This is a genomic window from Paenibacillus sp. TC-CSREp1, from assembly GCF_050171015.1.
GTDB classification, from domain to species: Bacteria; Bacillota; Bacilli; order Paenibacillales; family Paenibacillaceae; genus Paenibacillus; species Paenibacillus silvae.
Genome location: NZ_JBNOKM010000052.1, coordinates 1 through 514 on the forward strand (window position 1 = coordinate 1; position 514 = coordinate 514).

The following is a 514-nucleotide window of genomic DNA, read 5'->3' on the forward strand; positions in this document are numbered from 1 at the left end:
AGTACGTGGACGTAGACCCGAAACCGGGTGATCTACCCCTGTCCAGGGTGAAGGTGCGGTAACACGCACTGGAGGCCCGAACCCACGCACGTTGAAAAGTGCGGGGATGAGGTGGGGGTAGCGGAGAAATTCCAATCGAACTCGGAGATAGCTGGTTCTCCCCGAAATAGCTTTAGGGCTAGCCTCGGAATATAGAGTCGTGGAGGTAGAGCACTGATTGGGTGCGGGGCCCGCAAGGGTTACCAAGCTCAGTCAAACTCCGAATGCCATAGACTTACGTCCGGGAGTCAGACAGTGAGTGCTAAGATCCATTGTCAAAAGGGAAACAGCCCAGACCATCAGCTAAGGTCCCCAAGTGTGTGTTAAGTGGGAAAGGATGTGGAGTTGCACAGACAACCAGGATGTTGGCTTAGAAGCAGCCACCATTGAAAGAGTGCGTAATAGCTCACTGGTCGAGTGACTCTGCGCCGAAAATGTAACGGGGCTAAACACACCACCGAAGCTATGGCTTGAT

1 rRNA gene is annotated in these 514 nt (G+C 53.5%); it reads left to right on the forward strand.

From position 1 onward, the window contains the following. Window positions 1–514: ribosomal RNA gene (locus ACQSGY_RS30695) — 23S ribosomal RNA — on the forward strand; the annotation flags it as partial.